Raw genomic sequence first — 19,384 nt, forward strand, 5'->3', positions numbered from 1 at the left:
CATGACAGCTTATAAATTGAAAGAAGACGTCCTCGCTCAAAAAGTCGTCGATGAAATGGTGATCCTTGAGCCGGAGAACGGTGAGTATTTTACAGTTAACGGTGTCGGCACCGAGATGATTTCATTACTTGAAGAGGGCAAAGATGAGGATGATGTGGTATCAGCAATGGTATCCCGTTTTGATGTATCTGAAGATGAAGTCAGGAAGGACTACGCTGAGCTTGTGACTTCGCTCCTTGAACAGGGTCTCATTGAGAAAGTGTAAGCATAATGGCAGGTGCTTTCTTTCGATTACCGTTGAGCCATAAAAAGCTTTTCATTAAGGCATGGCTGATGTTTCTGATATGGGACTGGCGTATTTCAAAACAGCCGTATCAAAAATGGAAAGGACATATTTTTACCCCGGATCAATTTCAAAGTACGAAAACGCCGGTGCCTGAATCGTTTATCTCTGTCATTGAGAAGGCGGGCAGGCATCATATCCGGAAAATGAATTGCCTGAGAAGGTGTCTGGTGACCATGTCATTACTCAATGACCTTCAAATTTATCCCGGGTTACATTTCGGGGTGCGGGTAACGGCGGGGAAAACGGAGGCCCACTGCTGGCTGACACATGACGGCATAATCATTAATGATAGTCATGATGTTGTCAGCACTTATACAGAATTGAGAACGAAAAAAGGAAGTGAGCAGGCTTTTCTCAGCGCGTTGACTTAGACATGAAATGCCTGAATCCAGCGCTGGGTCAGGATGACAAACAACAGGTCCACATGTACACCGCCATGCCGGTTATATACCGCATCATCAAAAGCTTTAAGCACTTTCTTATTATCAATCAGTCCACGATCGCTCAGATACGGGTGTGACAAACATTCCCGGAGTTCACCAGCATTTTCTCTGACAAGATTGCCGAAATGATGATCAAAGGTGGTTTTCGTTTGACGCCAGCATACTGAATCCGGCAAGTGGCGGCTCATCGCATTACGTAAGACGAATTTGGGATAAGGCCCGCGTATCAGTTGTGAGGGTGGCACTGCGAAAGAAAACTCAGCAAGCCGGTAATCGAAGAAAGGATGCTTCACCTCTATATCAAATTCGGCAGCAATGGCATCGTAAGATCTGACAGAATTGAACGTGGTAGTCGTTTTGAGCGCAAAGTATCTGGCATGGCTGGCTGGTTCTTTGACAGGATCAAAAGGATTATGGAACCCGAAAGCTTCGTTGGCCAGCAGGCGAGATTTATCTGTTAACCAGGCTGGCAGTGGCAGCACACCGGGTGTTTTTCCTTTCAGACGTTTGGCCATATTCAACAAGGCAGTGGGTACGAAAGGTTTAATAAAGAGTTCACGGGCAACAGATTTAAAAGACATGCCAGTTTCTACGCAGGCTTTGTACACTTCAGTTAGAACACCCCATTCTCCTTCACGCAAACGCTGGGTGTATGCACTGGCATGCCCCCAGCAAATTTCGTCGCCCCCGTTTCCGGTAAACAGTTTACTGATACCCATTTGCTTTAAATCTGAGAGTTCATCCCGGTAACGGGGAGACAGAACAATACCCGGATGATCAAAATGTGGCGGGTAAAGACTCAGAAAATTACGATATCGTGATTTGTCCACATCCTGAAAATGAAACTCTTCTAACTGAAGATATTCGCGCATGTCACGGATCAATTCAGTCTCATCTGATTTAGGATCGTGCTTATAGTAATGCGAAACCGCAATACAGCGGCGTTTATGCTGCTTCTGATACTGGTGTACAAGAGAGGTAACCGAGGTAGAGTCCATCCCGCCGCTCATCTGGCAGCCCGCTACTTCTGTCGTTCCAGTGTATTCTTCCACCACAGAAGTAAAGAGCTCGCGAAAGGCAGTTGCATACTCATCATCACTGGTGAGTCTGATCCGGTTTTCCGGATCAATATCCCAATATTGATGACTTGTTACCTTATCCTTACTGCATCGCAGGTAGTGGCCTGCCGGCAATATCTGCAGCCCTGAATAAATACTTAGCTGAGGGACTGGCTGACCGGCAAGCCATCCGGCTATGGCAGTGTCTGAAAGTACCGGCTTTAGTCCGGATACATCCAGCGCATGGGCGCCGCTGTTACTGATGACGGTGAAATCAGGTGTAGACACGAAGTACAGAGTAGTCAGAGAAAGCGCGTCCGTACCGATGATAACAGCATCATTTTTAGGCTGTATAAAAAATGGACAGTTTATAGATGCTAACTTTTCTGGAGTCCGCTCATCTGCCTGAACGGGTAATTTTGTGTCACCACTGTTTGAAAAACCACTAAGTCTGCCGTTGCGAACAAAGCAATGGGTAAAAAACTGGCTTTCAAGCCCGCCGGACTGAAGCGGACCCGGGGACCTATGGCTGTATATGAAGAGAAATGGTTTCACAAAGTTCCGTCTTGTTGCGTAAATGCACCATTACTGAGCGATCAGACATAGTAACAGGTTCTGCTGAGTATGCCTGAATGCTAACATTAATAAATTCAGGAGAAAAATTAACATTGCCAATTTAACTTTATAATTTATAATCTGTTTTCTGCATCAGTTCGGGAGAAAGATTGGTGCAGCAAATATGATCTAAAAGGATCTGTCTGAATTTTTTACAGATCTGTTTGTAAATATCATCCATTAACATCAAATTCACATTATCTTTTTTTAAATAATTGAAAATACACATGTTTTCAAATGTGGCGTGATGCTTGCTTTCCTATTGTGTACAACAATAATTTATACCACGTAGTTTTATACTTACAAGGAATATGGAATGAAAAAGTCGGCTTTACTTGGGGCAGCAGCAGCCCTGCTTTTAAGCGGTCAAGCTTCAGCTAGCTACATCAGCACTGTCACCGGCGCTGACATGGCAGGCATGGAAGTGACTGTTACTTACTCTGACCTGAGCACTGAGACGTTAACTTGGGGTGTAACCTCAAGCGACGCGACTGTACCTTATATGGAAGGTTACAGCGGCGGCGTTACCGGTACTTCGTGGTCTTTAACACAAACTGGCGATACTATCGCTGATCAGCCTCCTGGTGCCGCATATGTTTACGGTGCATGGACTTTCACCTATGACGGTACTGGCCTGAGCATTGCATCTGTTTATGTTGATGCATATGCTGCTGATGTTGTTTTTGATACTGTTTCAGGCGATGCGAGTGCTAATGGTTCTCTTGCCGGTCGTGAACTGGTTACAGACGGTTATGTGTTAGATGCTTCATATTCAATGAATATTGAAGACGAGCTTTTTGGTGGTTTAACACTGAGTGGCGTTAGCGGCAACCTGATGGACGCGGCAGGCAGCTTCCAGTTTGTTGTTGATACAGACAAAGTAGCTGTACCAGCACCTGCAACTCTGGGTATCTTTGCCGCTGCTCTAGGATTTATGGGCTTCAACCGCCGTAGAAAGGCATAAGGATAGAAAACATGAAAACTTTTGAAAATGCTTCTGAAAGCAAACAAGAGTATGTAAAGCCGGAACTGCAAAAAGTAGGTACCCTGGCTGAACTGACTGAAGGTTTCGCAGGTAGCATTCCTGACGAACAAGGCGGTCAGACTAAGCGTAACCCATTCCAGGGTTAAGCTGATCGAATAAAAAAAGGCCAGTCATACGACTGGCCTTTTTGTTTTGCTCTGAGCATGTATCCGTACCCATCATTCAAGCGCTGCGTCTCTACCTGTTCTTCGCTGAAATCCATTCATTAATTTGCCTGCAAACTTCAGTCAGTCGTTCAAGTCCATCAGGATATTTTATTTCATAAACCGGAAGCGTATTTATCAACGTAGCAAGTGAGCCAACCCGTTGTTTGTCGATTCCCAGCGCTTTATAAGCGTCACCCAGCATGCTGTTTTGCATGAGTAGTATGAGCGCTTTACTATTGGCTATGCGTGTTATTTCAACAGGTCCGGTATAATTCTCAGCTCTGTTCAGAAAATACAATGCACTTATTTGAGCGGGTTTATCTTCTGACATCTGCCCGGCGAAAGTGATTTCATTTTTTGCGAAGCGATCGTGTACTTTCTTAACCGTTGTTTTATCAAATGAGGCACTGTCTGCAAAATACTCTGTGCTATCTGGCCACAGACGAACTTTAGGCCAACTGGGATATACCGAAAAAGCATTGCCGTCAGAAAACAGGGCTGCCATGTCATCAGTCGTGAGAGTAAATCCTTCGTGAGTTAATGCTGTGGTTAATGTCGACTTCCCGGTCCTGCTGGGAGCAAGAAACAGATGCGCCTGTCCTTCTTTTACCAGCGTATTAGCATGCAGGCAAAGGTGACCTTTTTGTTCAAGAAAAACAGATAAACCGATAGTTTGCAGGTAGTGAGCAGGTCCTGTGCCATTGGCATGCCAGTCAACTTTTATGCCTTCTTCAGTGAGTTCGAATGCGCCTTTGCCTTCGCAATCAATCATCAGCACCTGCCGGTCATTTTCCCGGTGGAGCTTGATTATTGATGTATACCTTTCACCTTTGTCGGTCAGTTTCCATATCGCACTTTCTTGTGATGGTGATTCGACTTTGCCACTACTGAGCCGCAGTGCGTATTTGTTCTTTATTGCCGGCATTGAATCCGTAAATAAACTCACCCCGTGCAAGGGCACACTGCAAAGTGAATAAAGCGCCGTATTGTTATCCATTCCATTTCTACTTCAGATATTGAATTGCCGCAACACACTTAGCAGTGCTACTCCGTAAAGCATGCAACAATGTGCTTTTGATTGATTGTACAGTAATTAAATCAGGAATGATCTGCTGAAGCCACAGGAAGGAAGCTTTCTTACAGATTCAAGCGTCAAGTTTTCGTAATCAAACAGTCAACGAATCAAAACAACCTTGTCATATTCCCTGCGTACGCTCTTCGCGATTCACTTTTAATCAGAAGAATAAGCGCAAGGAAAACACATGAAACACACACTCACTCGTAAAAAGCACATGCTGGCGATGTCTGTGCTGTCAGCAATCGCGGCAAGCACCACAAATGCGTTTGCCGAAGAGATGGCTGCAGAGTCACGTGATGGCGAAGTTATTGAAGAAATTCAGGTTATCGGCCGCAGCGTGTCTTATGCCAACAACGCCACCGACGAAAACATGAAACAGCAGCAAACGGCGATGACCAGCGTGCTGGCGACAATTGATAACCTGCCGGGTGTCCTGATTAACGAAGGCGATACATTCGGTGCCGATGACTGGTCTACCAGTATTTCCATCCGTGGTTTTCAGGTGGATCTGGATCAGCAACAAATCGGTATGACGGTAGACGGTATCGCTAACGGTAATTCAAACTACGGTGGCGGCTCGAAGGCCAACCGTTATATGGATACAGAAAACCTGCGGGCGGTAGAGGTGTCTCAGGGAACGGCTGATATCGCTTCCCGTTCGAACGAAGCACTGGGTGGTACGCTTAACTTCACAACCATTGACCCCGGTACAGAAGAAGGTCTTATCCTGAGTGGTACGCTGGCTGAATATGAAGGTCAGAAAATTTATGCCCGTTATGAAACCGGAGAGCTGGTAAAAGACACCTACGCATGGGTGAGTGTATCGTCACAGGACAGTTCAGACTGGATGGATCAGGCAGCTGAAAATACCCGTGACCACTTTGCAGCCAAAGTTATCAGCTATGTGAGTGGTATCAATTTTACCGGCTACGCTTCATACGACGATACGCATGAAGACAACTATCAGCGCATTTATGGCAACGAACAATTTGCCCAAAATCCGGAATGGGACCAGCTTACCAGTGACTGGTCGGGTGTGCCTTATCAGGATCAGGCATATCGCCGCGGATGGTCAACATTGCGTGAGAACTTTTTCACCTATCTGAAGGCTGATATGTCGGTAGGCGCAGTGGATTTCAGTGCCAACGTTTATTACCACAATCAGGAAGGGCGGGGCGACTGGTTGCCTCCTTACGTGGTTGATGTAACTGACGACGGGCTGAATCAGCCTAATTCTGAACTGATTTCGGGTAACACAGTATACGGCGGTTCTCAGTTGGGTCAGCTTTTCTATGTGTCTCCTGAAGGCGCGGCGTTATCGCCTGCAACAGGCTGTGTCAGCTCGCTTAAATTCCCTTACGGCGGCAGTTCTGCCGAATACGATCCTGCCTGTTACGACAGCAGCGCAGTGCCAGTGGGCTCTTATCGTCATACGCATTACAAAAAGGAACGCACCGGCTTCAACGCTGACATGATCTGGAATACACAGATTGGCGATATGGACAACGTGTTACGTGCAGGCTTGTGGTATGAAGATTACAACCGCGAAGAATCACGTGACTGGCACAAGATCATCGATTCGAAAACCAGTTTCTATTATGACCACATTCCTTACTGGGTGCAGTACAGCCGTGAATTCCCGGTTGAAACCATCATGTATTACCTTGAAGACGAGCTGGACCTGGGCGTGGCAAAAGTACGCCTTGGTGCTAAGCAATTCAATGTAGACGTAAAGAAAAACGATTTGTTTGATGCCAATAACAACCTGGCTGTATCGTCCGATTCTGATGTGCTGTTCTCTGCCGGTTTTGTTGCGCCTCTGGCTGACAATCTGGAATTCTTCGGTGGCTTCGCGCAAAACTACGCAGCAATCAAAGATGCAGTGCTTGAGCGTGATGACGCTGACTTGTCGGTAATTGAACCTGAAACTGCAGACAATATAGACCTGGGTGTGCGCTACTCAACCCCGGGCTTTAACGCCAGCCTGACGTACTACACAATCAAATTTGATAACCGCATTCGTTTTATCAGTGCCGAGCAGTCCGAAGGGATCGATTTCCTTGAAGAAGGTGCCGGTGGTTATGTTAATGACGGTGGTGTTGAGTCAGACGGTATTGAAGCATCCGCACAATGGCAGGCGACGGAATACTTGAGCGTGTATGCATCATATACATATAACAATTCTAAATATGCAGAATCCCGTTACGAAGATATTGAAGGCAATACTGTTCTTGGCACCGCAAAAGACATGGCTGTTCTGAGCCTGGATTATGCGAAAAGTAATTACATTGCCGGCCTGAGCACAAAGTATGTGGGCCCCCGGTTTATGGACCAGGCTAATCAGACAGAAGTTGAGGAGTATGTGGTCAGCGATTTCTACGCAGGTGTCGTGCTGTACAACGTGGCAAGTGGCATTAAATCACTGGATGTACGCTTAACGGTGAATAACCTGTTTGACGAGAGCTATCTGGGCACAGTGGTTGCCGGTGCAGGCTGGATTGGTGCACCAAGAACGGCCGCGATAAATGTCAAAGCGGCATTTTAAATCGCTTTGAAAGTGTAGCAAAGGCCGGAAATTCCGGCCTTGTTTGTCTCTGAGAAAGTGTTCAGCAGTTTTCATGAGCTGAGCGCGAATAAAACAGCTAACCTTCAGCACATCCGTGCAACAGCACTCAGCAAATCTTCTGCGGAAAAAGGTTTGCTTATGTAATCGTCCATCCCGGCCGCTTCACAGCGTTCTCTGTCACCCTTCATGGCGTTTGCGGTAAGGGCAATGACCGGCACATTCAGGTATTTCTCACCGGCGTCTCCGGCGCGAATACGCCGTGTTGTTTCAAATCCGTCCATTTCCGGCATGTGACAATCCATCAGGATCACATCAAAAGTCAGTTTCATTCTGTTTAACGCTTCCAGCGCTTCTTTACCGTTGCGGGCTGTCATGGTTTTATGCTGGCTCAGGTGTTCTCTGGCAATAAGCTGGTTTATTTCATTGTCTTCGACAATGAGAATTTTGGCGCAGAAGTCTTTAGCCTGAAGCAGAGGGGCAGGGGCCTTAGAGTCGTTGTGGCTTTGTGCCGGTTGTGTACCTTCAGCATTACCCTGAAGCATCACAAAGCTGAAACAGCTGCCACGGCCCTTCTCACTGGTGACGGTTAAATCTCCGCCCATCAACAGACATAACTGCCTGCTGATGGATAATCCCAGCCCGGTACCACCAAATTTACGGGTTGTGGACACGTCTTCCTGGCTGAATACTTCAAAAATGCTGTCCAGATTCTCAGGCGCAATACCTATACCGGTATCTTCAACATCTCCCCGTAAGGTCCATTTGTGTTTATCACCAACAGTCAGAGCAAGACGCAGGGTAATGGTACCTTCTGATGTAAATTTCACTGCATTGCTTAGCAGGTTACCCAGTACCTGTCGTAATCTTACCGGATCGCCGGTGACCATAGTCTGACCATTCAGATCGCTTTCCAGATTCAGTGTCAGTCCTTTCTCACCACAACTGATACAAAACTGGTCGTATATGGTTTTTATCAGTAGTTCCAGATTGAACGGAATGGCTTCCAGATTGAGCTGACCGGCCTCGATTTTTGAGAAATCGAGTATGTCATCCACAATGTGCTGCAAGTTCTTCAGACTGTCTTTTGCTAAATCGACATAACGTTTCTGTGTACTGTCGAGTGGCGTCCTATTCACCAGTTGCAATGCACCAGATACACCATGCAGCGGGGTGCGGACTTCATGACTCATGCTGGCGAGGAAGCCGGATTTCAAACGGGCAGATTCTTCTGCCTTTAAGCGGGCGTCTTCAAGGTACTGTCGTGTTCGCTCCCGGTCTGTAACATCCTGAAAGAACGCCACGAAATGCGTTAGCTTATCCTCAGTGTAGACAGGCGTCAGGATCAACTGGTTGTAGAAAACAGAACCGTCTTTCTTATGACAAATCAGCATTTCGTCAAAGGCATGGCCATGTCTGAGGGCATATTTTATTTTATGCAGCTGGCTTGCTTCAGCTTTCATCTGATTTAACATCAGGAACGTTTGTCCCATGACTTCATCTTCATCAAAGCCGGTGATCAGACTAAAATGAGGGTTAACGTAGATGGCAGGAAAGCCCGCTTCCTGAGCATCGACAATGAGTATCGACACGGTGGCAGATTTCATGGCATGGCTGATTACATTTATCTGATTTTCCAGCACCCGCCGCTGAGTCAGATCGTTGCCCACCAGAATACTGCCAACCTGCTTACGCTCATCGTCCATCAGAGGAAGCACCCGCCAGCTTAATGTGATCGGCCTCTTGTCACTTAAAGAGGCGTAGTGGCCGGTAAGAGACTGTTTGTCAGCGGATAAGTCGCCTTTTATGTCTCTGAGGGTGTTGTCTGACAGATCATAGTAGAGGGCGTATCGTTTATAAGCACGGTTTGCCAGGATGTTCTCACCGGTTTCGTCCTGCACAACCAGGATCTCTTCCAGTGAATCCAGCACATTCGAAAATTGTTTGTTGGACAGGGAGATAGTAGATAAATTGATGATTAATTGATTGAACGCTGTCCGGATCTCGTTAAGTTCTGCAGGTTCATTTTCACTGCCGGTGCTGGTTACCCCTTTCTTCCGGCTGGTACTGCGCTGAATATCATCGTGAAGCTGGCGCAGGGTCACTGCGCTCAGTTTCGCAGCGTGACTGGATGCGTAAACACTCACGATCACAGCAAAGGCCAGGGTGATCAAAATTGCCGGAATTAACCAGAGTACATTAGAGTAAGCTTCCAGTGCCGGCGCCTGACTGATAAGAGTCAGTCCCCGCCACTGCTCTGATTCAGACTCCCAACCTGAGTAGGCTGCATGGTCGAACACACTGCCGGGCCTGAACATCGCCGGTTTATTCGAGTAAAGGATCTTCTTTTCACTGTCGAGAATTAACTGGCTTGCATCACTGTCCCGTTGATAAATTAATGCCTGCAGAGCCGGAATATGGAGTACCAGCGCACCTTCTGCTGAATCCGCGAGTAATACCGGTACCGCGATAATTGTGCCGTCACCGGAAATATTATTGTAAGGTTTCGATTCGTTCAGTACCGTCTCCTGCCACGCGTTGGCCATCGATGCCGGCACCTGACCTTCCCAGTTGTTTGTGATGAGCGGTTCACCATTAAACTGAAACAATCCGAGACTGAAAGATCGGGCACGGGTAAAGCGCAAAGACTCAAAAAAGATGGGCAGATAATTCTGCCGCTGCTGAATATCAATAAAACTGTTTATCAGCAGGTCATTAGCCGCGATACCCTCCATAAGCTGTTGCGTACTGTCGAGGGTGAATGTGAGATCTGCCTTAAGGTGTGAGATATAAGTGCGCTGTTCATTTGCCACCTGCTTCTGTGCCACATAAAAAATACACAGGCACAAGATTATGCTGACAGCAATCAGTGCGACTAATAGCCGTGGGAGTATGGTTTGCTGCAGCTGAGTATACAGCGAGGGGCGGGTACTCACCGGATATCTGAAACCGGGATAAGGTGTCCGTTTTCGTTAAACATCGCCATAAAATAATCCTCCGCCATTAATGCATCATGCATATTTTCCGTAAACGCCGGCGCATATTCTTTCACTGCGCCTTGCAACACCGGCAAGTTCTCAAGGGCCTGACGAACAGCATCAGCTTCAACAGAGCCGGCTTTTTTCACTGCAGCAATCAAAATATGGACCAGATCATAGCTATGAGCAAGGCCCACAACAGCCGGAATTGCCTGTGGAGCAATATCGTCATAACGTTCGCGGTACGCTTTCAGTAAATAAGCAGAGCGGCTATTGTTCTGATATAAAAAGCTGAAAGTTTGAATGACAGACAAATCGAGTTTAGATAGATCTGTCAGACCCATTTCCGCGACAAAATCCCCACCTGCCAGACCCCAGTGAGCAATTATCGGCATTTCTGCCGCTTCCAGTTTGAGCAGAGTTTTGCTGACAACAGCAGCTTCAGGCGCATTAGATACAAGAATAATAGCCCGTGCACCAGACTGGATAATCGTCGACATCTCATTGGTAAAATCTGTCTGGCGCCAGTTTATCCATTGTGTGCTCACGATTTTCAGGCCCTGATGTTCAGCCGCTTTAGATAATGATGTTAAATTTGAACGCCCCCAGCCTGTACGCTCAAGTACCAGGGCAATTTCTTTAACTCCCCGTTCTCTGGCTGTCTTTATCAGAACTTCCCCTGCCTGCTCATCACGGATGGAGACACGAAAAACGTTGTTTGGAGTGTAATGATTATCGACCAGTGATGTACCGGCGGCCCAGGGGCTCAGGAACAGCATATTGTTCTTATGCACAGCATCCAGCTCGGCCAGGGCTACCGGTGTGTGTACGCCACCAAAGATAGCCAGTAAATTCTGCCGCTTTGCCAGTTGTTCAACGTTATATACGCCGCGGGCCGGGTTACCACGGTGATCCGTTGTGACCAGTGAGAGCTGGTGACCAAGAACGCCGCCATTGTCGTTGACTTCTGAGATGGCAATTTCCATTCCCCGGCGTATCGCGGTTCCGCCTTCCACGGCAACAGCACTGAGATCGGCATCGAGTGCCAGTACCAGCTGCGCTTTTTCCTGTGCCACGGCCTCGCTGCCGGCACCTGTCAGAGTAAGCAGAAAGATTAATAGAAATCTGGTCATATTCAGTCACGGAAACGTAAAGGAAAACGGTTGTTTAAAAAGGGATCGGGATAATATTAGTATTTGCATGTGATTCTGCAATTAGACAAAGGATGGTGGAATTTATCAGAATAAAAACTTGCACCTTTCAGGATAGAGACTTAGTTTTAACGTATAACAAATAAATCAAAATTAGCGTGCAAAATCATTATCCTCCTACCATTTTGGATGTCGAAGCCAGCGGATTCGGCAGCGGCAGTTTTCCCATCGAAATCGGTGTGAAGCGTTCTGATGGTGCGCGTTTTTGCCGTTTGATAAAACCCTATAAGAGCTGGACGCACTGGAACAGCGAGGCCGAATCTTTACACGGCATAACCCGTGATGTGCTTTCCCAATACGGTATTGACGGCAGGGAAGTGTGCATTCAGCTCAATGCCTTCATGCAAAACAGTACCGCTTATTCGGACGGCTGGGTAGTGGATTATCCCTGGCTGATAAAACTCTATGCAGAAGCTGGTATAGAGATGAACTTTAAGCTGACAGCGCTGGAATACCTGTTATCTGAAAACCAGATGCAACACTGGCATGAAGTGAAACAGTCTCTGGTCAATCAGCAGTGTGTTAAACGCCATCGTGCCAGTGTAGATGCGGAGCTCATCCAGCAAACCTTCATGACTACAGCATCCATGCCGATGCCGGTACTGGCAAGATAATACGGACAGGGAACTTCAATGAAGCAGATTGGTATTATCGGTGGCATGAGCTGGGAATCATCGGCAACGTATTATCGCCTGATCAACAGCTATGTGAAGCAACGTCTGGGTGGTCTGCACAGCGCACGCATATTAATGAACAGCGTGGATTTCGCAGAGATTAGCCAGTGGCAGCATGAAAATAACTGGGATGCACTTACCCGGGCGATGGTTCAGGCAGCAAAACAACTGGAAGCCGGCGGCGCAGACGGCGTTGCTATTGCGACTAATACGATGCACAAAGTCGCTCCTGAAGTAGAAAAGGCGCTGAACATACCCTTACTCCATATTGCTGATGCGACAGCCAGTGTGTGCAGGCGTGATGGTGTAAATAAAGCAGCTCTGACAGGCACCCGGTTTACCATGGAGCAAGCTTTCTATACTGAACGGCTGCAAGGGTATGGGCTCAATGTGCTGACGCCGGACATGGCCGGCCGGCAGGTCATTCATGACATCATTTATAATGAACTGTGCAAAGGCGAAACACGGGCATCCTCAAAAGAGATTTATCAGCAAATCATTGAGCAAATGGCAGCAGACGGTGCGCAGGCTGTCATTCTCGGCTGCACGGAAATTGGTATGTTGATAAAGGCCGGAGATATCAGTATTCCGGTACTGGATACCACTGAAATTCATTGCGAAAGCATTGTGGATTTTATGCTGGGTTAACGCAGCCGTTGTCTTAGTAAGGCTCAGAAATAGTACTGCACACCCAGCAACAATGAATTGATGTCTTTATCACTCACTTCCCTGTATTGGTACTCCACTGCCATTTTCACCGAATTTAATTCTCCGATTTGCCAGCCGACGCTGGCGGCGGTGCCTGCGTTGTAAGGCAGATAAAGCCAGTCAGAATGGGCGGCCTGTTGATCGTTACTGGTTTGCAGCGCTGCGAATATGCGTTGACTGGAGTCTTTTAACAGTGAGCGGCTGGCCGAGACCCTCACGGAGTCTACAGAGTGATACGTACTGATCTTGTCAACCCACTGGTCGTGATAAGGCAACTCACGGTTGTAGCGCACACCAAATCGCCAGGCCGGCAGGCGCTGACTGCGAAATGAAATTTCAGACTGATAGGGGGAGGCAACGTATACCGGCTGACTTCTTTTCGTATCAGAAAGCACACTGCCGCCTGCATGACTCAGCGTACTTAATAAAGTCAGACAACTCACTAGCCAGAAGCATTTCATGGCATGGTTCCTATGTGTGTGCCTGAGTCTGCAGCTCAGTTAGGGATTGATTATCGGGCAGGCAATGCGATTTATACTTAAGTGTAGTTGGTTTGGATGATTATCCCAGTGGGAAAATGTAATTATTTTTAAAATAATTTAAATAAAAAGGCGGCATGTTTCCACATGCCGCCTTCCTTTTATCATTGTTTTTATACAGAGGCTTTAAGCGCTTCTGCTTTGTCTGTGGCTTCCCATGGGAATTCATCACGGCCGAAGTGACCGTAAGCAGCCGTTGGACGGTAAATCGGACGTTCCAGATCAAGCATCTTGATCAGGCCGTAAGGACGTAAGTCAAAGTGTTCACGTACCAGTGCCACCAGTGTTTTCTCATCAACCACACCTGTACCAAACGTTTCGATACTGATAGATGTTGGCTCTGCTACCCCGATAGCGTAAGACACCTGAATTTCACAACGCTTCGCCAGACCGGCTGCAACGATATTCTTCGCCACATAACGACCTGCGTATGCCGCCGAGCGGTCTACTTTTGATGGATCTTTACCGGAGAATGCACCTCCACCGTGACGGGCCATACCGCCGTAGGTATCTACGATAATTTTACGGCCAGTCAAACCACAGTCACCCATTGGTCCGCCGATAACAAAACGACCAGTCGGGTTAATGTGGAATTGAGTGTTTTTGGTCAGCCATTCCGAAGGCAGTACAGGCTTAATCACTTCTTCCATAACGGCTTCGCGAAGTTGCTCTGTGGTGACCTTTTCATTGTGCTGAGTAGACAGAACAACGGCATCAATACCAACCGGCTTGTCGTTCTCATAAATAAAAGTTACCTGACTTTTTGCATCAGGGCGCAGGAAATCGAGCTGACCGGACTTTCTTACTTCAGCCTGCTTTTGCACCAGGCGGTGTGCATAGGTGATCGGTGCCGGCATTAATACGTCGGTTTCGTCACTGGCATAGCCGAACATCAGACCCTGGTCACCGGCACCCTGTTCTTCAGGGCGGGCACGGTCAACACCCTGATTAATGTCAGGAGATTGCTTACCAATCGCATTCAGTACAGCACAGGAGTCAGCATCAAAGCCTACATCTGAGTGGTTGTAACCAATTTCTTTTACCGTCTGACGGGTCAATTCTTCAATATCGACCCAGGCGGATGTGGTGATCTCACCACCTACCAGTACCATACCGGTTTTTACATACGTTTCGCAGGCAACCCGTGCTTTGGGATCCTGTTCTAATATGGCGTCAAGCACAGCATCTGAAATCTGGTCGGCAATTTTATCCGGATGTCCTTCTGAGACTGATTCCGATGTGAATAAATGTGCGGCCATAAATCCTCCGTTATTTCTGGGTTAACCAATACATCACTATCATAAGCTTAAGTGACTGGCTGGTTGGGTATATTCGTTCGCCCCCGGGTATATTCTGTCGTCCCGGACGATGAACAGCATTGTACCGGGTTCGTATGAAAATACCATCTTTACTTCTGGACGTCTAAAAGTCTATTTGTTACGTTTCGTTGACAGTCCGGTTCGTTATTACGTGAGTAAGACGAAAAACGATTTCTGTCAGCAGAGAACCTGTTTTGCGCAACGACTATCCGAATAATTGTTATAAGTTAACTAAATTCGATAAGTGCACCCGGTATAAAACACATTGAACTGGTTATGCGCTTAGGTAAGAATAGTCGCCAGTTTGAAAATTCATAGTCGGCAGCAGGAATTCCTATCCGTTTCCGGATTAATCTCCGAGTTGTCATTGTCAAAGTTTTAAGCAAATTATTAAAGGAGTTAGCATGCCAACTCGTCGTGAACTTGCCAACGCTATCCGCGCACTTAGCATGGATGCAGTTCAGCAAGCCAAATCAGGCCACCCGGGCGCCCCTATGGGTATGGCGGATATCGCACAGGTTTTGTGGTGCGATTATCTTTCTCATAACCCGTCCAATCCCAACTGGGCGAACCGCGACCGTTTTGTGCTTTCAAACGGTCACGGCTCTATGCTGCTTTATTCATTGCTGCATCTCACGGGTTATGATCTGCCGTTAGAAGAGCTGAAAAATTTCCGTCAGTTACATTCTAAAACCCCTGGTCACCCTGAATATGGCTATGCGCCGGGTGTTGAAACCACCACCGGTCCGCTGGGGCAAGGGATCAGCAACGCCGTAGGTATGGCACTGGCAGAGAAAGTGCTGGCTGCACAGTTTAATCAGGACGGCCACGATATCGTCGACCATTACACCTACACGTTCCTGGGTGACGGCTGCCTGATGGAAGGTATTTCTCATGAAGTATGCTCGTTAGCCGGCACATTAGGTCTTGGCAAGCTGGTAGCGTTCTACGATGACAACGGCATCTCTATCGACGGTGAAGTTGAGGGATGGTTCACCGACGATACCGTGAAGCGTTTCGAATCATACGGCTGGCATGTCATTGCCGGTGTTGATGGTCACAACCCTGATCAAATCCGTAAAGCGGTTGATGAAGCCCGCGCGAATACCACACAGCCTACACTTATCTGCTGCAAAACAATTATCGGTTTTGGTTCCCCTAACAAGCAAGGTAAAGAAGATTGTCACGGCGCTCCGCTGGGTGATGACGAAATTGCATTAACCCGCAAAGAACTTGGCTGGACCCACGGTGCCTTCGAAGTACCACAGGATATTTACGCTGAGTGGGATGGCAAAGAGAAGGGCAGCGCGGCAGAAGCGAACTGGAACGAAGCGTTTGCAGCCTATGAAAAAGCGTTCCCTGAACTGGCAGCAGAATTCAGCCGCCGTGTAAATGGTGATGTACCGGCTGACTTCGTTGAAAAAGCGGATGCTTACATTGCGAAACTGCAGGCTAATCCTGATGCTCCGGCAACCCGTAAAGCATCGCAGAATGCACTGAATGCATTTGGTCCGTTGCTGCCTGAATTGCTGGGCGGTTCTGCTGACCTTGCCGGTTCTAACCTGACAATCTGGTCAGGCTCAAAAGGCGTTGATGCGAAAGACGCGTCCGGTAACTACATCTACTACGGTGTGCGTGAGTTCGGTATGTCGGCAATGATGAACGGCATTACCCTGCATGGCGGTTTTAAAGCGTACGGCGCTACCTTCCTGATGTTTATGGAATATGCACGCAACGCAGTGCGTATGGCCGCGCTGATGAAAGCGCCGTCTATCTTTGTTTATACCCACGATTCTATTGGTCTGGGTGAAGATGGTCCTACGCACCAGCCGGTTGAGCAACTGGTGGCATTACGCTCTACGCCTAACCTTGACAACTGGCGGCCTTGTGACCAGGTTGAGTCTGCGGTTGCCTGGAAAGAAGCAATTTTACGTACCGAAGGTCCTACCACCTTAATTTTTACCCGTCAGGGTTTACCGCAGCAAGCGCGCTCTGCTGAGCAGGTTGCTGACATCGCTAAAGGTGGTTATATCCTGAAAGATACTGACGGTACACCAGATGTACTGCTAATCGGCACAGGCTCTGAAGTGCAACTGGCTGTCGCTGCCAGCGAGCAACTGGCAGAGAAGGGCATTAAAGCCCGTGTGGTTTCTATGCCTTGTACTGATGCGTTTGACCGTCAGGATGCTGTATATCGTGAAGCCGTTCTGCCTTCAAGTGTTACTAAGCGTGTTGCAGTTGAAGCATTAGCGAAAGATTCCTGGTATAAATACACAGGTTTCGGCGGCGCAATTGTGGGCATGGACACCTTTGGTGAATCCGGTCCGGCAGGAGAACTGTTCAAACACTTCGGCATTACAACAGATGCCGTTGTTGAGGCAGCGTTGTCTTTATAATAGTTCGACAACAGGCGGTTTTTTATGGTCCGTGTAGCCATAAATGGGTTTGGCCGCATTGGTCGTAACGTACTGCGCGCCCTGTATGAAACAGGGCGCAATCAATTGATTAAAGTAGTTGCGATTAACGACCTGGCAGAACCTCAAGGCATAGCCCATCTGCTCAAATACGACACCACGCATGGTCGGTTCGGGTTTGATGTGGCACTACAAGACGAACAGTTAATGGTGGCGGGTGACAGTATCCGCCTGTTGGCTGAACCAGATATTCACAACCTCCCCTGGGACACTCTGGGGGTGGATATTGTGCTCGAATGTACCGGTGTATTTTCTGACCGGCAGGCCGGTCAGGCCCACCTTGATGCCGGTGCCGGCAAAGTGCTCTTTTCACAGCCCGGCAGCACCTATTTAGACAACACCATCATTTTTGGCACCAACGAAGAGTCGTTGTTACCTGAACACAAACTGGTATCTAACGGCTCGTGCACCACGAACTGTATTGTTCCTGTCATCCAGGCGCTGGATAATGCTTTCGGCGTATTAAGCGGCACTATCACTACCATACATGCGTCAATGCATGATCAGCAGGTGATTGATGCCTATAACAAAGATCTCCGTCGTGCCAGAGCTGCCAGTCAGTCTATCATTCCTGTCGACACCCGGTTGGCCGCCGGCATCGAACGTATTCTGCCAAAGTTTGCAGGTAAGTTTGAAGCCATTGCGGTGCGGGTACCCACAGTCAATGTGACGGCCATGGATTTAAGTGTCACGCTGGACACCGAAGTGAACATCACTGATGTGAACAGTGCACTGAAAAAAGCGCGTGAAGGGCGACTTTCCGGTATATTGGGTTATTCGGAAGCGCCGTTAGTCTCAGTAGATTTTAATCACGATCCTCATTCATGCATTGTTGATGGTACGCAAACCCGGGTCAGTCACCGTCAACTGGTGAAAACGCTGGTGTGGTGTGACAATGAATGGGGTTTTGCAAATCGAATGATTGATACCACGCTGGCTATGTACCAGTCGGGGTGTTGAGGAAATTAACTTCAGTTTTTAAGGGAAAACTATGGCAATTCCAAGCATGCAGGATTTGGCGCTGAACGGTCAGCGCGTGTTGATCCGTCAGGATCTCAACGTACCGGTAAAAGACGGTAAAGTTACGTCAGATGCGCGTATCAAAGCATCTATCCCTACAATTAAAGCTGCTCTGGAAGCCGGCGCAGCGGTAATGGTGATGTCTCATTTGGGTCGTCCTGAAGAAGGCAAATACGAAGAAGAATATTCACTGCAACCAGTCGTTGATTACTTAAATGGTGCACTCGACGTGTCAGTGTCGCTGGTTAAAGACTATCTGAATGGCGTTGACGTGAAGCCGGGCGAACTGGTTATTCTGGAAAACGTTCGTTTTAATAAAGGCGAAAAGAAAGACGGCGAAACCCTGTCAAAACAATACGCTGCGCTGTGCGACATCTTTGTCATGGATGCCTTCGGTACTGCACACCGCGCCCAGGCGTCGACACATGGTGTCGCAAAATTTGCTCCGAAAGCATGTGCTGGCCCGCTGCTTGCAGCTGAACTGGATGCACTGGGTAAAGCATTAGATAACCCTAAGCGTCCGATGGTCGCTATTGTGGGCGGTTCAAAGGTATCAACTAAGCTCACCGTGCTGAAAACGCTGGCAGAGAAAGTGGACCAGCTTATTGTTGGTGGTGGTATCGCCAATACGTTCATTGCTGCTCAGGGCCACAATGTGGGCAAATCACTGGTTGAAATGGACCTGGTTGATGAAGCGAAAGAGCTCATTGCACAGGCGCAGGCAAACGGCGGCGATATTCCGGTACCTACCGACGTGGTCACCGGTACTGAGTTTTCTGAGACCACGCCGGCCACATTAAAGGCAGTGGATCAAATCGGCGATGACGATATGGTGTTCGATATCGGTCCTGATTCGTCGGCGGCATTAGAAACAATTTTGAAAAATGCGGGCACAATTGTCTGGAATGGTCCTGTAGGCGTATTTGAATTTGATCAATTCGCCGCAGGCACAAAAGCGTTAGCGCAGGCTATTGCAGACAGTGACGCATTCTCTATTGCAGGTGGCGGTGACACGTTAGCTGCAGTAGATAAGTATGATATCGCAGATAAGATATCTTACATCTCTACCGGCGGTGGTGCTTTCCTTGAGTTCCTGGAAGGTAAAACCCTGCCAGCGGTCGCTGTTTTAGAAGAAAAAAACCAATAATAAAAACAGCGCTCGTGTAA

16 protein-coding genes are annotated in these 19,384 nt (G+C 47.9%); 10 read left to right on the forward strand and 6 right to left on the reverse strand.

Going from position 1 to position 19,384, the window contains the following annotated elements; translation table 11 throughout:
- The first annotated feature begins 1 nt into the window (after nucleotide 1).
- Both ACXAG2_RS07120 and ACXAG2_RS07125 read left to right on the forward strand, forming a co-directional pair.
- Nucleotides 2-265 (forward strand): PqqD family protein, encoded by a 264-nt coding sequence (locus ACXAG2_RS07120; RefSeq protein ID WP_303573650.1) that lies wholly within the window; start codon nucleotides 2-4, stop codon nucleotides 263-265.
- A gap of 5 nt (nucleotides 266-270) precedes the next feature.
- Entirely contained in the window at nucleotides 271-717 is a 447-nt protein-coding gene (locus ACXAG2_RS07125; RefSeq protein WP_303573649.1) for a lasso peptide biosynthesis B2 protein, read from the forward strand.
- Here ACXAG2_RS07125 and ACXAG2_RS07130 read toward each other — a convergent pair.
- Nucleotides 714-2,135: an asparagine synthase-related protein gene (locus ACXAG2_RS07130; RefSeq protein ID WP_474865487.1), complete on the reverse strand. Its 1,422-nt coding sequence runs from the start codon at nucleotides 2,133-2,135 to the stop codon at nucleotides 714-716. The genes ACXAG2_RS07125 and ACXAG2_RS07130 overlap by 4 nt on opposite strands.
- A 643-nt stretch (nucleotides 2,136-2,778) precedes the next feature.
- Here ACXAG2_RS07130 and ACXAG2_RS07135 point away from each other — a divergent pair.
- Nucleotides 2,779-3,426 carry a PEP-CTERM sorting domain-containing protein gene (locus ACXAG2_RS07135; protein ID WP_303573647.1) on the forward strand — a complete coding sequence of 216 codons (648 nt, stop codon included), beginning with the start codon at nucleotides 2,779-2,781 and terminating at the stop codon, nucleotides 3,424-3,426.
- 11 nt (nucleotides 3,427-3,437) lie between these two features.
- A complete protein-coding gene (locus ACXAG2_RS07140; protein ID WP_119500220.1) occupies nucleotides 3,438-3,593 on the forward strand; it encodes a lasso RiPP family leader peptide-containing protein in 156 nt (51 codons plus the stop codon).
- 91 nt (nucleotides 3,594-3,684) lie between these two features.
- Here ACXAG2_RS07140 and ACXAG2_RS07145 read toward each other — a convergent pair whose 3' ends face one another.
- A complete protein-coding gene (locus ACXAG2_RS07145) occupies nucleotides 3,685-4,650 on the reverse strand; it encodes a hypothetical protein (protein WP_474865489.1) in 966 nt (321 codons plus the stop codon).
- Nucleotides 4,651-4,915: 265 nt separating this feature from the next.
- Here ACXAG2_RS07145 and ACXAG2_RS07150 point away from each other — a divergent pair, with 265 nt between their 5' ends.
- A complete protein-coding gene (locus ACXAG2_RS07150; protein ID WP_474865492.1) occupies nucleotides 4,916-7,276 on the forward strand; it encodes a TonB-dependent receptor domain-containing protein in 2,361 nt (786 codons plus the stop codon).
- A gap of 104 nt (nucleotides 7,277-7,380) precedes the next feature.
- On the opposite strand, the gene ACXAG2_RS07155 is transcribed toward ACXAG2_RS07150, so the two are convergent.
- Complete coding sequence (locus tag ACXAG2_RS07155) at nucleotides 7,381-10,230, reverse strand: ATP-binding protein (protein WP_474865494.1); 2,850 nt, start codon at nucleotides 10,228-10,230, stop codon at nucleotides 7,381-7,383.
- Nucleotides 10,227-11,405: an ABC transporter substrate-binding protein gene (locus ACXAG2_RS07160; RefSeq protein ID WP_474865496.1), complete on the reverse strand. Its 1,179-nt coding sequence runs from the start codon at nucleotides 11,403-11,405 to the stop codon at nucleotides 10,227-10,229. The genes ACXAG2_RS07155 and ACXAG2_RS07160 overlap by 4 nt, the downstream gene beginning before the upstream one ends.
- Nucleotides 11,406-11,581: 176 nt before the next feature.
- Between ACXAG2_RS07160 and ACXAG2_RS07165 the strand changes: the two genes are divergently transcribed.
- Both ACXAG2_RS07165 and ACXAG2_RS07170 read left to right on the forward strand, forming a co-directional pair.
- The gene (locus ACXAG2_RS07165; protein ID WP_474865499.1) at nucleotides 11,582-12,097 is read left to right on the forward strand and encodes a hypothetical protein; all 516 of its coding nucleotides are present in this window, start codon (nucleotides 11,582-11,584) and stop codon (nucleotides 12,095-12,097) included.
- Nucleotides 12,098-12,115: 18 nt separating this feature from the next.
- Complete coding sequence (locus ACXAG2_RS07170; RefSeq protein WP_474865501.1) at nucleotides 12,116-12,805, forward strand: aspartate/glutamate racemase family protein; 690 nt, start codon at nucleotides 12,116-12,118, stop codon at nucleotides 12,803-12,805.
- 23 nt (nucleotides 12,806-12,828) lie between these two features.
- On the opposite strand, the gene ACXAG2_RS07175 is transcribed toward ACXAG2_RS07170, so the two are convergent.
- The gene (locus ACXAG2_RS07175) at nucleotides 12,829-13,326 is read right to left on the reverse strand and encodes a hypothetical protein (protein WP_474865503.1); all 498 of its coding nucleotides are present in this window, start codon (nucleotides 13,324-13,326) and stop codon (nucleotides 12,829-12,831) included.
- Between the two features lie 191 nt (nucleotides 13,327-13,517).
- Nucleotides 13,518-14,663, reverse strand: coding sequence for a methionine adenosyltransferase (gene metK, locus ACXAG2_RS07180; RefSeq protein WP_119500228.1), 1,146 nt, complete (start codon nucleotides 14,661-14,663; stop codon nucleotides 13,518-13,520).
- 464 nt (nucleotides 14,664-15,127) lie between these two features.
- Between metK and tkt the strand changes: the two genes are divergently transcribed.
- Genes tkt through ACXAG2_RS07195 form a run of 3 tightly spaced genes read left to right on the forward strand, consistent with a single transcriptional unit; the run spans nucleotide 15,128 to nucleotide 19,364 of the window.
- A complete protein-coding gene (tkt, locus tag ACXAG2_RS07185; RefSeq protein ID WP_474865504.1) occupies nucleotides 15,128-17,119 on the forward strand; it encodes a transketolase in 1,992 nt (663 codons plus the stop codon).
- 24 nt (nucleotides 17,120-17,143) lie between these two features.
- Entirely contained in the window at nucleotides 17,144-18,157 is a 1,014-nt protein-coding gene (epd, locus tag ACXAG2_RS07190) for an erythrose-4-phosphate dehydrogenase (RefSeq protein ID WP_474865506.1), read from the forward strand.
- Between the two features lie 31 nt (nucleotides 18,158-18,188).
- Nucleotides 18,189-19,364 (forward strand): phosphoglycerate kinase, encoded by a 1,176-nt coding sequence (locus tag ACXAG2_RS07195; RefSeq protein WP_474865508.1) that lies wholly within the window; start codon nucleotides 18,189-18,191, stop codon nucleotides 19,362-19,364.
- The last annotated feature ends 20 nt before the right edge of the window (nucleotides 19,365-19,384 follow it).

The organism is Alteromonas sp. ABH4_456 (assembly GCF_056160645.1).

Coding starts and splice junctions, on each gene's coding strand:
- ACXAG2_RS07120 (WP_303573650.1), top strand. CDS start 2: ATGACAGCTTATAAATTGAAAGAAGACGTCCTCGCTCAAAAAGTCGTC.
- ACXAG2_RS07125 (WP_303573649.1), top strand. CDS start 271: ATGGCAGGTGCTTTCTTTCGATTACCGTTGAGCCATAAAAAGCTTTTC.
- ACXAG2_RS07135 (WP_303573647.1), top strand. CDS start 2,779: ATGAAAAAGTCGGCTTTACTTGGGGCAGCAGCAGCCCTGCTTTTAAGC.
- ACXAG2_RS07140 (WP_119500220.1), top strand. CDS start 3,438: ATGAAAACTTTTGAAAATGCTTCTGAAAGCAAACAAGAGTATGTAAAG.
- ACXAG2_RS07145 (WP_474865489.1), bottom strand. CDS start 4,650: ATGGATAACAATACGGCGCTTTATTCACTTTGCAGTGTGCCCTTGCAC.
- ACXAG2_RS07150 (WP_474865492.1), top strand. CDS start 4,916: ATGAAACACACACTCACTCGTAAAAAGCACATGCTGGCGATGTCTGTG.
- ACXAG2_RS07160 (WP_474865496.1), bottom strand. CDS start 11,405: ATGACCAGATTTCTATTAATCTTTCTGCTTACTCTGACAGGTGCCGGC.
- ACXAG2_RS07170 (WP_474865501.1), top strand. CDS start 12,116: ATGAAGCAGATTGGTATTATCGGTGGCATGAGCTGGGAATCATCGGCA.
- ACXAG2_RS07175 (WP_474865503.1), bottom strand. CDS start 13,326: ATGAAATGCTTCTGGCTAGTGAGTTGTCTGACTTTATTAAGTACGCTG.
- metK (WP_119500228.1), bottom strand. CDS start 14,663: ATGGCCGCACATTTATTCACATCGGAATCAGTCTCAGAAGGACATCCG.
- tkt (WP_474865504.1), top strand. CDS start 15,128: ATGCCAACTCGTCGTGAACTTGCCAACGCTATCCGCGCACTTAGCATG.
- epd (WP_474865506.1), top strand. CDS start 17,144: ATGGTCCGTGTAGCCATAAATGGGTTTGGCCGCATTGGTCGTAACGTA.
- ACXAG2_RS07195 (WP_474865508.1), top strand. CDS start 18,189: ATGGCAATTCCAAGCATGCAGGATTTGGCGCTGAACGGTCAGCGCGTG.